We start from the raw sequence: 11,699 nt of genomic DNA on the forward strand, positions 1-11,699 counted from the left end.
ATTTACTCCGACAAGGCAATCTTGGGGGTGTTGGCAGGCGTGCATATTCCGGTATCCATGCCTGCGGAGGCCATGTACTGGTAAATGATGCCGTCGAACATGGTGGGTTCGGCGCCCGAGTAATAGGCGACGGGCTCGTGCTCGCTGGGCGAGACCAGGGCCTGGTAGGTTTCCGGCGTCATCTTGCTGGTCGAAGCCTGCGCATTGCGGACCCACTCTTCGAAGTCCGTCTGGCTGCTGGCGATGGCCTTGAAGCGCATGCCCGAGAAACCCGCGCCGCTGTAGTTGGCCGAGATGCCCGCGTAGGTGCCGGCTTCGCGCGCGATCAGGTGGAGCTTGGTCTCCATGCCCGCCATGGAGTAGATCTGGCTACCCAGTTGGGGAATGAAGAAGGAATTCATGACCGAGGCGGACGTGATGCGGAAGTTGACCGGCGTGTCCACCGGGAACTGGATCTCGTTGACGGTGGCGATCTTGTACTCGGGGTAGATGAACAGCCACTTCCAGTCCAGCGACACGACGTCGATCTCGACCGGCTTGACCTCGGATTGCAGGGGCCGGTAGGGGTCCAGCGCGTGCGAGCTCTTCCAGGTCAGCACCGCCAGGATGCCGACGATGATGCAGGGGATGGTCCAGACCACCACTTCGATGGCGGTGGAGTGCGACCACGTGGGGTCGTATTTGGCCTTGGTGTTGGAGGCGCGGTACTTCCAGGCGAACCACAGGGTCAGGATGATGACCGGCACGACCACCAGCAGCATCAGCCCGGTCGCGGTCAGGAGCAGGGTTTTTTCCTGGGCGCCGATGTCGCCCTTGGGATTCAGGATGTCCATGTTGCAGCCAGCCAGCAGCAACATCATGGCGCTGACACACAGTGTGCGTCCCGCGTTCGCGAAGAAGGATTTACTCACGTCCAGCCTTGGTGTGTAGAAACGTTGGCGAAATCCGCCAGTTCCGCATCCTACTGAACGTGCCTAGAGGGGGCCTGCGACAAATAGTCGCGCGCGGCATGGGCCGGGAAGGTCCGCCCGGGGCGAGGCGGCCGGCCACGCCTTGCATCGCACCATTTGTGGCGAATTGTGACCGGCGGCCCTAGGGAGTAGCCCTGCGACAATATGTCGCACCGCGGAAAGCGGGGACGGTTCCAGCCCTAGGCTTGCAGCGTGTCCGGGTGCATCCGCCCATCCGGATCCAGCGCGCGCTTGATCCGTGCCGCCAGTTCGCCGGCGCCGTCCCCGAGGGCGGACCGGTAGGGGAAATAGCGCCCGAGCTGGGCGTGGACCGCGTCATGCGCGTCCATCGCCTGGCGGACGTCGTCCCGGATCTGCCGCACCAGGACCCGCGCCGGGGCCGCATCGCGCCGGCCCGAGAAACGTTCCCTGTGCCTGTCCGACAGATAGTACAGGTGCAGCGGCGTCAGGGCATCGTCCCAGTAGAACATGGGTTCGAGGGTGACGTAGGGCCCGGTGGAGGAGAGCGTCCAGGCGTAGCGGATGCCGTGTGCCTCGAGTTCGTCCGCGCGGTCCGCCAGCAGGCGCCGCAACGCGGCCAGGCAGGAAGGGGCGCGGGTCAGCGGCAGCACGCCGTGGACCGGCAGCCAGCGTTCCCCTTCCAGTCCGACGAAGCCGCGGATCGAGAAGGGCCTGGCGTGCAGCCGGCGGGGGACGTCGGCATCGATTTCCGTGGCCCGCCGCGCGCAGTCGGCGCGCACGGCGGCCAGCACGCTGTCGGCGGCGCCCTCGGTCGCGCCTTCCACCGTGACGTGCAGGGTCCAGGGCGCGCCGGCGCCGGGTCCGTTGCCGGGACCGTTGGCCACGACGCGCGTGGCCAGGCCCGCCTGGAGCAGGCCGGTCATGAGGCCGAGGCCGGTCGCGCCGTCGGGGCACGAGAAGGAGGCGAAGCGTAGCGGCCGCACCGGCGCCAGCCGCAGGCTGATCTCGGTCTTGATGCCGTGGGCGCCGCAGTCCCCCAGGAAAATGCCGGTCAGGTCCGGCCCCCAGTAGCGCTGGAAGGCGGATCCGTGCCGCCGCGCGCCCGAGCCGGTACGCGCGACGGTGCCGTCGGCCAGCACCACGGTCAGGCCGATGATGCCGTCCAGGCCGCCGGGCATGCCCTGCGAGGCCGCGCCGCCCACCGTGGTGTGCACCCCGGAGATGGGCATGGGCTGGGCCGGCTTGAGGCCGTGAGGAGCGAGGGCCTGCGCCAGGGCTTCCCAGGGCGTCCCAGCGCCGACCCGCGCATGGCGGTCATCGGCATGGATGTCGATCGAGGCCAGGTTGGCGGTATCGACGACGATCGCCGCGCCGCCGGGCACGCCGCCGCCGGAATAGGACAACCCCGCGCCCCGGGCGATGAGCGGGATTCCGTGCTGGCCGGCGACACCCGCCAGGCGGGCGGTTTCCTCGGTGGAGCGAGGCTTGACCACGGCCAGGGCCGGCCGCTGCCATGGCCAGTCGATGAGGTCGGACGAGGCCAGGGCCAGCGCCCGCGGGTCGAGGACGAGGTTCTCGTGGCCCACGATGCTCGCGAGTTCGGCCCGGCAGTCGTCGGGCAGGGCGGAAAGGGCGTCGTCCCGGACGGGATGCGTCATGGCTTGGCCGCCTTGCGGCCGGCTTCGCCACGCCTGGGCCCGGGCGCCGCCTTGGCGGCGGCCTTGGCTGCCGTTTTTGCCGGGCGGGCGGCCTTGGCCTTGGCCTTCGCCGGAGGCGGGGCGTCGGCTTCGGGCGGCGCGGCGACCAGGGCGGGAATCATGCCGGGCGGGCAGTACAGGGCGCCCATCAGGAAGCGGCTCATGCCGGCGGCCACGTCGTCGACGCTCAGGCGGCCGTCGGCGCGGAACCACTTGGTGATCCAGTTGATGGCCCCGAGCATGGAAAAGCCCGCCAGCAGGCTGTCGTCGCAATGGAACTCGCCGGCCTTCATGCCCTCCTCGATGAGCTTGCGCACGCCGCGTTCGAACTCGTCGCGGCGCGCCACGTAGACGTCCCGGTTCTCGGGCCGCAGGTTTTCCAGGTCGGTCAGCAGCACGCTGCCCAGCCCATCCTTCAGGATGCCGACGATATGGGCCGCCAGCAGCTGCTGCAGCCGTTCTCCCGGCGACCCTTTGGCCTGGCGTGCGCGGCGCAGCGCTTCCAGGCTCGCGTCCATCGCGCGCATGTGGCACTGGTAGAGGATGTCCTGCTTGTCGGTGAAGTAGTAGTAGAGATTGCCTTTGGTGATGCCCAGTTCGTCGGCGATGTCCTGCATCGTGAGCGTGGACAGGCGGCCGCTGCTCAGCACGCTGGCCACGCTGTTGAGGATGGCGTCGCGGCGTGTCGCCTTGCCGACGCGCCGTCCGTCCCAGCGCGCGGCCGGGGTCGTGTTGGAAGTGTCTTCTGGCATAGGAAATTTTGTATTTGACTTTTGGTTCAAATCGAAGATAGAGTGCCGACGTTGGTTTTTGACTTTGTGTTCAAAAACTATATTCCGCATCGCCAGATGCGTCAACTCGGAGTCTTTGCTCATGCCCGGCAGCGCAGCATTGTCCGGTGGCTCGGCCTTGGAAAACCTGGCCCGACCACTGTCCGAAGGACTGGCTTTCCACGGTCCGTCCAAAACCTTGAACGACGCGCACTTCCTGCTGTTCTCCGGTATTACCGGGGACGTGCATCGTAGTCACTACGACGTCGAGTACGCAAAGAATACGCGGTTCGGCAAGCCGCTGGCCCATGGCCTGCTGCTTGCCTCCCTGACCGCGCTCGGCGCCTCGGAACTGCGCGACCACATCGAGGGTTTCGTATTGGTCGAGCAGGGCTGCCGCTATCTGCATCCGGCGGCGGTGGGCGATACGGTTCGCCCGTGCTTCGTCATCGAGAAGATCTGGGAGGAAGGCCACCGCAAATACTGCAAGGTGGCCACTCGCCTGGAGAACCAGGACGGCCGGGCCCTGCTGGAGGGATTCCACTGCTATCGCATCATCGTTCCGGGGCAGGAGGAGCAGGGCCATGACTGATCGGATCAGCGTCGCCATCGTCGGCGCCGGCATAGGCGGCCTCGCGGCCGCGGCCCTGTTGCGGCAGGCTGGTATCGCCGTCCACATCTATGAGCAGGCGCCGCGCTTCGCCCGCGTCGGCGCCGGCATACAGATGGCGCCCAATGCGTGCAAGGTGCTGCGCCGGATCGGTGTGGAAGACCGGTTGCGCGAGCACGCCCTGGTTCCGGAGTCCAGCCTGAACCGCGACTACGACACCGGCGCCGTCACCAATGAGTTTCCCATCGCCGGCCACGTCGAAGCCCGCTACGGCGCGCCCTTCCTGTGCCTGCATCGCGGCGACCTGCATGCCGCGCTGGAGTCGGCGGTTCCCGCCGAGGACATCTCGCTGGGCAGGAAGCTGGAGTCGCTAAGCCAGGACGAGCGGGGCGTCACGCTGTCCTTCGCCGACGGCTCGCGGGCCAGCGCCGACGTCGTGATCGGCGCCGATGGCGTCCACTCGCTGGTGCGCGAGATCATCCTGGGCCCCGAGCAGCCCGTGTTCACCGGCCGCATCGCCTACCGCGCGACCTTTCCGGCCGAGCGCCTGGGCGGGCACCGCATCGAGCGTTCGCGCATCAAGTGGTGGGGCAAGGACCGCCACATCGTCATGTACTACACGACCGCGGCCGCCGACGAGGTGTACTTCACCACCAGCGTGCCCGACGACGGCAAGTGGGCCACCAGCGAATCCTGGTCCACCAAGGGCGACCTGGGCGAACTGCGCGCGGCGTTCGCGCAATTCCACCCGCAGGTGCGGGCGGTCCTGGATGCGTGTCCGGAAGTCTACAAATGGGCGCTGCTGGCGCGCGATCCGTTGCCTCGCTGGACGCAGGGGCGCGTCGCGCTGCTGGGGGATGCCTGCCATCCGATGCCGCCATACATGGCGCAGGGCGCCAGCGCCGCGCTGGAGGACGCCGCCATCCTGGCGCGCTGCCTGGGCGAGGCAAGCAAGTCGACCGCGCCCGCGGCGTTGCGGCGCTATGCCGACACGCGGCTGCCGCGCACATCGAAGCTTCAGCTCTCGGCCAAGGCCAACAACTGGATGCGCAACGACACCAACCCGGACTGGGTGTACGGCTACGACGCCTGGACCGAGCCCCTGGCGTCCATCCGCTGAGCGGAGCTCTCTTGCTGGTACTCAACCCTTCAGGAGCATCACATGAAACGATTTGCCATTCCGATTCTGTTCGCCGCTGTCGCCGCCACGCTGCCCGCCGCCGGTTCCGCGGCCGATCCGGGCTACCCCAGCCGGCCCATACGTCTGATCAATCCCCAGGCGGCGGGCGGGACATCCGATGCCATCTCGCGCCTGTTCGCCGAAAAGCTGGCCATCGAGCTGGGCCAGCCGGTCGTCGTCGAGAACAAGGTGGGCGCCAGCACGATGATAGGCGCGGATGCGGTGGCCAAGGCCGCGCCCGACGGCTATACCCTGCTGACCGCGTCGGTCACCACGCTGGCGATCAACCCCAGCCTGTTCGCCAAGATGCCCTATGACCCCATCAAGGATTTCGAACCGGTTTCGGTCATGGCGGAGAACCCCTATTACCTGATGGCCAGCCCCATGCTCCCCGCCAACAATGTCCAGGAGCTGATCAAGCTGGCCAAGTCCCAGCCCGGCAAGCTGAACTACGCCTCGCCGGGAACCGGGACCTCGCCCCAGTTGGTCGGCGCGCTGCTGGCGTCGATGGCGGGCATCGATGTGGTGCACGTCCCGTACAAGGGAACCAGCACGGCCGAGGTCGACATGGCGGCCGGGCGCGTGCAGTTCATGTTCAGCGGCAGCGGCCTGCCGACCATCAAGGCGGGGCGCGCCAAGGCGCTCGGATACACCGGGGCCAGGCGTTCGGCGGAAATGCCCGATCTGCCGACCGTGGCCGAGCAGGGGCTTCCCGGTTTCGAGGCCGCGGTCTGGAACGGGCTGGTGGCGCCCGCCGGGACGCCGCCCGCCATCATCGACAAGCTGGCCAAGGCGATAGCCAGGATCGCCAGGATGCCCGACGTGCAGGAGCGCATGGCCTCGTATTCGGCGGTGGCGGTGGGCAACACGCCCGGGGAATTCGCCGCGCTGATCCGGCGGGATACCCAGAAGTGGGGCGACATCGTCCGCAAGACCGGCGTGCGCCTGGATTGATGCAGGACTTCCCGGGCGGCGGCGACGCCGCGCCACGTTCCCTCCTTACTTGAAGACCCGACAATGCTAGACCGCAAACCCGCCACAGACAGACAGGCCGCGGCGACAGGGCCGCTGCAGGGCATCCGCGTCCTGGATCTGACGACCACCATCCTGGGACCGCTGGCGACCCAGACGCTGGGCGACATGGGCGCCGACGTAATCAAGATAGAGTCGCCCATCGGCGACCTCAACCGCCAGATAGGCCCGGCCCCCCGTCCCGGCATGGCGGCTTTCTTCGCCAACGTGAACCGGAACAAGCGCAGCGTGGTGCTGGACCTGAAGCAGCCCGCCGCGCTGGATGCCCTGATGCGGCTGGTCGATACCGCGGACGTGTTCGTGCACGGCATGCGCCCCAAGGCGGCCGAGCGGCTGGGCATCGACTATGCGGCGATCTCCCGGCGCAATCCGGCCATCGTCTACGGGTCGGCGTCGGGCTACCGGCACGACGGCCCGCGCGCCAACCTGCCGGCCTACGACGACATCATCCAGGGCGAGTGCGGCCTGGCCGGGCTCGTGGGCAAGACCTCGGGCGAACCGCGCTACATCCCGACCGTGATCGCCGACAAGTTCACAGGACACATGCTGGCGTCGGCCATCGCCATGGCCCTGCTGAGCCGGGAGCGGACGGGGAAGGGCCAGGAGGTGCACGTGCCCATGTTCGAGACGATGCTGTCCTTCCTGTTCGTGGAGCATTTGTGGACGCGCGCCTTCGACGGCGACACGGGCACGCTCGGCTATACGCGCCTGTTGACCCGGCATCGCCGGCCCTATGCGACGCGCGACGGCTACATCTGCATCATGGCCAACACCGATGCGCACTGGAAAGCGCTGCTGGCGGCCCTGGACATACCCGAAGCCTGCGCCGACCCCCGTTTCGCGACGCTGGAGGCGCGGGCGCGCAACGTCGACGAGCTGTATTCGATCATCGCCGAACGCATTTCCCACTACGGCACCGCCGAGCTGCGCGCCCGGCTCGACGCCGGCGACGTGCCGGCCGGGGCGATGAACACGCTGGAGGAACTGATGGACGATCCCTACCTGAAGGACACCGGCTTCTTTCATCGCTACCAGCACCCCGAGGTCGGCCCCATGATGACCACCGCCGTTCCGGTCTATTTCTCGGAAACGCCCGCCACCATCCGCACGCCGCCGCCCACGCCGGGCCAGCATACGCGCGAAATCCTGGCCGAAGCGGGACTGAGCGCGAGCGACATCGAGGCGGCAACCACTGATTCCTGGAGCAAGCGATGAACCCATCCGCGCCGGAAAACCGAAGCACGTCCAGCCACTTCCTCGACGGCCTGCTGGAAGTGGGGATCGACTATCTGTTCTGCAACATGGGCACCGACCACGCGCCCATCATCGAAGAGCTGGCCGAGCGCCGCAAGCAGGGGCGCAAGTCGCCGGCCGTCTTCCTGTGCCCGCACGAAAGCACCGCCGCGCACATGGCGGGCGGCTACGCGGCGGTCACGGGCAGGGGCCAGGGGGTGCTGGTCCACGTCGACGTGGGAACCGCGAACGCGTCGATGGCCATGCACAACCTGCTGCGCAGCCGCCTGCCGGTGCTGCTGATGGCGGGCAAGGCGCCTTTCACGACCTCCGGCGAACTGCTGGGCAGCCGCGATACCTACGTGCATTTCATCCAGGAACCCTTCGACCAGGGCGCGCTGGTTCGCCCCTACGTGAAATGGGAATGGACGCTGCCGTCGGGCGTGGTGGTGAAGGAAACGCTGCGCCGGGCGCACAGCGTGATGCATTCGGAACCGAAAGGGCCGGTCTATCTGATGTTGCCGCGCGAGACGCTGACCGAGACCTGGCCCGACGATCGCGTGCGCGCGTATCCGGCCGAACAGTTCGGCCCCCTGGAAGCGGGGGGCGCCGACCCCGAGGTGATCGGGCGCATCGCCGACGCCTTGCTGGGCGCCGAGCATCCCATCCTGGTGACGGCCTACGCCGGCCGCAGCCCCCGGACGTCCGCCGCCATCGAGGCCCTGGCGCTGGGCGCGGGCATCCGGGTGTTCGAATCGAACATGGTGAACAACATGTCGCACGAAGGGCCATGCTTCTGCGGCGGCCAGCCCGGTCCGCACCTGGCGCGGGCCGACGTGGCCCTCATGGTGGACGTCGACGTGCCCTGGTTTCCGCGGGACGTCCAGTTCAACGAGCAGACCTTCTGGGTCCAGATCGACGTGGACGTGCTCAAGCAGGATTCGCCCATGTGGACCTTTCCCGCGAACCTGCGGGTGCAGGCCGACAGCGCCCGGGTGCTGGAGCAGGTCCTGGAGGAAATCAATCGCCGCGGCCCGCCCGGGCTGGAGGCCGCCGCGCGCGCCCGCTGCGTCCAGATCGCCGAGGAACGCCGCCGGGTCCGCGACGACGCGGCCAGGAAGGCGGCCGATCCGGGTGCCCCCGGACGTATCAATCCGCATTTCCTGTTCGCCGAACTGGCGCGCCACATCGGCGACCACGACATCATCATGAACGAGGCCGTGCGCAACGCGCCGGCCCTGGCGGCGCAGATTCCGCGGCCCGTTCCCGGCACCATGGTGCGCGTGGGCGGCGGGGGGCTGGGGGCTTCCGGCGGCATGGCGCTGGGGGCGAAGCTGGCCTGCCCCGACCGGATGGTGATCCAGGTCGTGGGCGACGGCAGCTTCTATTTCAACAATCCGAGCTCCGTCTTCGCCGTGTCGCGCCGCTACCAGTTGCCGCTCTTGACCGTGGTGCTGGACAACGGCGGCTGGTCGGCCGTCAAGCAATCCACGCTGCGCGTCTATCCGGAGGGCGAGGCGCAGGCCCAGGACGCGTTCGAGGCGGAGCTGCCGCAGGGCGTGGAATACACCCGGATCGGCGAAGCCTTCGGCGCCCATGGCGTGAAGGTGACCGAACCCGAACGCCTGGCCCAGGCCGTCCAGGACTGCGTCGCCGCGGTCAGGTCGGGCCGGTCGTCGATCCTGCACGTGCAGATCACGGCGTTCTGACCTCCAACCCTTTCAGTGACCGAACCGACATGTCCCATACCCTCTATACCTCACTCCAGCTATACATCGACGGACAATGGCTGGACGGCGGCGGCAGACAGACCGAAGCCGTGATCGATCCTTCGACCGAGGCGGTCCTCGGCCATCTGCCGCACGCATCGCCCGCGGACCTGGACCGGGCGCTGGCGGCCGCCGCGCGCGCCATGCCCGCCTGGACCGCCACGCCGGCGTTCGAGCGCGGACGCCTGCTCAAGCGGACGGCGGACCTGATCCGCGAGCGGCTCGAGCACATCGCACGAGTCCTGACATTGGAGCAGGGCAAGCCGCTGCGCGAGTCCCGGATCGAGATCGCGCTGACGGCCGACATCTTCGAATGGATGGCCGAGGAGGGCCGCCGTGCCTACGGCCGCATCGTGCCGGCGCGCCATCCCGACCTGCACTGGAGCGTGCACCAGGAGCCGGTCGGCGTGGTGGCGGCGTTCGCGCCCTGGAATTTCCCGGGAACCACGCCTTCGCGCAAGATGGCCGGGCCGCTGGCCGCCGGCTGCGCCTGCATCCTGAAGGCTTCGGAGGAAACTCCGGGCACGGCCATCGAGCTGACGCGCGCGCTGCACGACGCGGGCGTTCCGCCGGGCGTGTTCAACCTGGTGTTCGGCGTGCCCGCCGAGGTATCCGACCATCTGATCGGCTCGCCCATCGTGCGCAAGCTGACCTTCACCGGCTCCACGGCCGTGGGCAAGCATCTGGCCGGCCTGGCCGCGAAGGGGCTGAAGTCGACCACGATGGAACTGGGCGGACACGCGCCGGTGCTGATCTATGACGACGTGGATCCGGCGGCCGTCGCGCGCCTGGCTGTTGCGTCCAAGTTCCGCAATGCCGGACAGGTCTGCGTGTCGCCCAGCCGGATCTTCGTGCAGGACGGCATCTACGAGGAGTTCGTGGCGCATTTCATCGAGCAGACCCGCGCCATGCAGATCGGCTCGGGGCTGGACGAGCGCAACGCGATGGGGCCGCTGGCCAATCCGCGGCGGCTGGCCGCCATGGGCGAGTACGTGGCGGATGCGCGGGAGAAGGGCGCGGCGATACGCGCGGGCGGCGCCCGGCGCGAAGGTCCCGGGTTCTATTGGGAGCCGACCGTGGTGACCGACATTCCCGCTTCGGCCCGCATCCTGCACGAGGAACCCTTCGGGCCGATCGCTTCGCTGATCCGTTTCCGGGACGAAGCCGAGGTGCTGGTGGAGGCCAACTCGCTGCGCTATGGCCTGGCGTCCTACGTATTCACCTCGGACCTGGACCGGGCAACCCGTGCGTCCCAGGCGCTCAAGGCCGGCCTGGTGGGCATCAATACGTTCACCGTCAGCGGTCCCGAAACGCCGTGGGGCGGGGTGGGGGACAGCGGCTACGGCAAGGAGGGCGGGATCGAGGGATTGCAGGGCTACATGAGCGTGAAATTCGTCTCGCAAGGCCCGGCGGCGCGGCGCGCCCGCTGAGGTTTCCCGATCGATGCACCGGATGCGGGGTACGGCCCATGCCGTACCCCGCATCCGCCGTTGGGCCGCGTGTCAGGCAGCGGGGGCCGAACCGATGACGGCCATCGCCGAGATCTCGATCAGGGCGTCCTTGCGCAGCAGCGCCGCGACCTTGACGCCGCTGGACGTGGGGCGCGCCGTGGTGAAGAACTCGCGCCGCACGTCGGCCGTGCCGGCGTAGTTCTCGGTGGTGACGAAGAAGTCGTGGGTCTGGACGATGTCGTTGCAGGAACCGCCGGCGGCCTTGAGCAGGGCGTCGAACTTGCGGAAGATCTGGCGCGTCTGTTCGACGATGTCGCCGGGCGCGGTGATGGTGCCGGTTTCGTCGGTGCCCGTGGTGCCCGACAGCCAGACCATGTTGCCTATGCGCAGGGCGGGAACATAGGTGTAGCGGTCGGGCCAGGGCTTGCCCTGGGTGAGGATTTCGCGGGCTTCCTGCATGTCGATCGTCTCCAGAATCCAGGTGAATGTCTTGAATTTGACTTTGCGTTCAAAACCATACATGCTTGGTTTCATCGAGTCAATTGGAACGCGCGTCGCCATCATGTCTTATGCCCCCAAGCGTTACTTCGAGGACTTCGAGGTCGGTGCCCGCTATCCCACGCGCACGCGCCTGATCACCGATGCGGACCATGATGCCTTCTGTCGGCTGGTGGGCTACGAGGTGCCGCTGTTCCTGGACGATGGCCATGCGCGCAGCCGGGGCTTGCCCGGCCGCATTTGCCCGAGTCATCTGGTGATGTCGTTTTCCACCGCCATGACGGGCGACTTGCTGGAGAACTGCGTGATCGCGCTGGTGGGGGTGGACGAGGCGCGTTTCCTCAAGCACGTGCGGCCGGGAGACACGCTGCGCACCGAGGTCGAAATCGTTTCCAAGCGCTCGACGTCCAAGCCCGATCGCGGCCTGATCGTCATGCGCGACCACGTGTACAACCAGCACGGCGAGGAAGTGTTCCGCAACGACAAGTCCGTGCTGGTCAGGCGCGGGGCCTGAGCCGATGCGCGTG

Annotated in this window: 11 protein-coding genes; 7 read left to right on the plus strand and 4 right to left on the minus strand. The window is 67.9% G+C overall.

Annotated elements, in window-relative coordinates; translation table 11 throughout:
* Nucleotides 1-2 precede the first annotated feature (2 nt).
* The 3 genes from cyoA to EV675_RS17435 form a co-directional block, all read right to left on the minus strand.
* Entirely contained in the window at nt 3-911 is a 909-nt protein-coding gene (gene cyoA, locus EV675_RS17425; protein ID WP_423213229.1) for a ubiquinol oxidase subunit II, read from the minus strand.
* Between the two features lie 239 nt (nt 912-1,150).
* Nucleotides 1,151-2,590 (minus strand): FAD-binding oxidoreductase, encoded by a 1,440-nt coding sequence (locus EV675_RS17430; RefSeq protein ID WP_130358487.1) that lies wholly within the window; start codon nt 2,588-2,590, stop codon nt 1,151-1,153.
* On the minus strand, nt 2,587-3,381 hold the full coding sequence (locus EV675_RS17435; protein WP_165404639.1) for a TetR/AcrR family transcriptional regulator: 795 nt from the start codon (nt 3,379-3,381) through the stop codon (nt 2,587-2,589). The genes EV675_RS17430 and EV675_RS17435 overlap by 4 nt, the downstream gene beginning before the upstream one ends.
* Before the next feature lie 121 nt (nt 3,382-3,502).
* Here EV675_RS17435 and EV675_RS29740 point away from each other — a divergent pair, with 121 nt between their 5' ends.
* The 6 genes from EV675_RS29740 to EV675_RS17465 all read left to right on the plus strand — a co-directional run bounded on the left by EV675_RS29740 (nt 3,503) and on the right by EV675_RS17465 (nt 10,653).
* The gene (locus tag EV675_RS29740; RefSeq protein WP_165404640.1) at nt 3,503-3,991 is read left to right on the plus strand and encodes a MaoC/PaaZ C-terminal domain-containing protein; all 489 of its coding nucleotides are present in this window, start codon (nt 3,503-3,505) and stop codon (nt 3,989-3,991) included.
* On the plus strand, nt 3,984-5,129 hold the full coding sequence (locus EV675_RS17445) for an FAD-dependent monooxygenase (RefSeq protein ID WP_130358489.1): 1,146 nt from the start codon (nt 3,984-3,986) through the stop codon (nt 5,127-5,129). Before EV675_RS29740 ends, EV675_RS17445 begins: the two co-directional genes overlap by 8 nt.
* Nucleotides 5,130-5,171: 42 nt before the next feature.
* A complete protein-coding gene (locus EV675_RS17450; protein WP_130358490.1) occupies nt 5,172-6,143 on the plus strand; it encodes a Bug family tripartite tricarboxylate transporter substrate binding protein in 972 nt (323 codons plus the stop codon).
* Nucleotides 6,144-6,206: 63 nt separating this feature from the next.
* Nucleotides 6,207-7,436, plus strand: coding sequence for a CaiB/BaiF CoA transferase family protein (locus EV675_RS17455; RefSeq protein ID WP_130358491.1), 1,230 nt, complete (start codon nt 6,207-6,209; stop codon nt 7,434-7,436).
* Nucleotides 7,433-9,163, plus strand: coding sequence for a thiamine pyrophosphate-requiring protein (locus EV675_RS17460; protein ID WP_130358492.1), 1,731 nt, complete (start codon nt 7,433-7,435; stop codon nt 9,161-9,163). The genes EV675_RS17455 and EV675_RS17460 overlap by 4 nt, the downstream gene beginning before the upstream one ends.
* A 29-nt stretch (nt 9,164-9,192) precedes the next feature.
* A complete protein-coding gene (locus EV675_RS17465; protein WP_130358493.1) occupies nt 9,193-10,653 on the plus strand; it encodes an NAD-dependent succinate-semialdehyde dehydrogenase in 1,461 nt (486 codons plus the stop codon).
* A 72-nt stretch (nt 10,654-10,725) separates the two neighbouring features.
* Here the strand turns inward: EV675_RS17465 and EV675_RS17470 are convergent, their stop codons facing one another.
* On the minus strand, nt 10,726-11,133 hold the full coding sequence (locus EV675_RS17470) for a RidA family protein (protein WP_130358494.1): 408 nt from the start codon (nt 11,131-11,133) through the stop codon (nt 10,726-10,728).
* Nucleotides 11,134-11,236: 103 nt separating this feature from the next.
* Here EV675_RS17470 and EV675_RS17475 point away from each other — a divergent pair, with 103 nt between their 5' ends.
* A complete protein-coding gene (locus EV675_RS17475; RefSeq protein ID WP_165404641.1) occupies nt 11,237-11,686 on the plus strand; it encodes a MaoC family dehydratase in 450 nt (149 codons plus the stop codon).
* Nucleotides 11,687-11,699 lie beyond the last annotated feature (13 nt).

Source organism: Pigmentiphaga kullae (assembly GCF_004216695.1).
Classification (GTDB): Bacteria; Pseudomonadota; Gammaproteobacteria; order Burkholderiales; family Burkholderiaceae_B; genus Pigmentiphaga; species Pigmentiphaga kullae.

What these genes read in the sequence shown, in the direction of transcription:
- EV675_RS17430 (WP_130358487.1), bottom strand. Translation starts at nt 2,590, where the DNA reads ATGACGCATCCCGTCCGGGACGACGCCCTTTCCGCCCTGCCCGACGAC.
- EV675_RS17435 (WP_165404639.1), bottom strand. Translation starts at nt 3,381, where the DNA reads ATGCCAGAAGACACTTCCAACACGACCCCGGCCGCGCGCTGGGACGGA.
- EV675_RS29740 (WP_165404640.1), top strand. Translation starts at nt 3,503, where the DNA reads ATGCCCGGCAGCGCAGCATTGTCCGGTGGCTCGGCCTTGGAAAACCTG.
- EV675_RS17445 (WP_130358489.1), top strand. Translation starts at nt 3,984, where the DNA reads ATGACTGATCGGATCAGCGTCGCCATCGTCGGCGCCGGCATAGGCGGC.
- EV675_RS17450 (WP_130358490.1), top strand. Translation starts at nt 5,172, where the DNA reads ATGAAACGATTTGCCATTCCGATTCTGTTCGCCGCTGTCGCCGCCACG.
- EV675_RS17455 (WP_130358491.1), top strand. Translation starts at nt 6,207, where the DNA reads ATGCTAGACCGCAAACCCGCCACAGACAGACAGGCCGCGGCGACAGGG.
- EV675_RS17460 (WP_130358492.1), top strand. Translation starts at nt 7,433, where the DNA reads ATGAACCCATCCGCGCCGGAAAACCGAAGCACGTCCAGCCACTTCCTC.
- EV675_RS17465 (WP_130358493.1), top strand. Translation starts at nt 9,193, where the DNA reads ATGTCCCATACCCTCTATACCTCACTCCAGCTATACATCGACGGACAA.
- EV675_RS17470 (WP_130358494.1), bottom strand. Translation starts at nt 11,133, where the DNA reads ATGCAGGAAGCCCGCGAAATCCTCACCCAGGGCAAGCCCTGGCCCGAC.
- EV675_RS17475 (WP_165404641.1), top strand. Translation starts at nt 11,237, where the DNA reads ATGTCTTATGCCCCCAAGCGTTACTTCGAGGACTTCGAGGTCGGTGCC.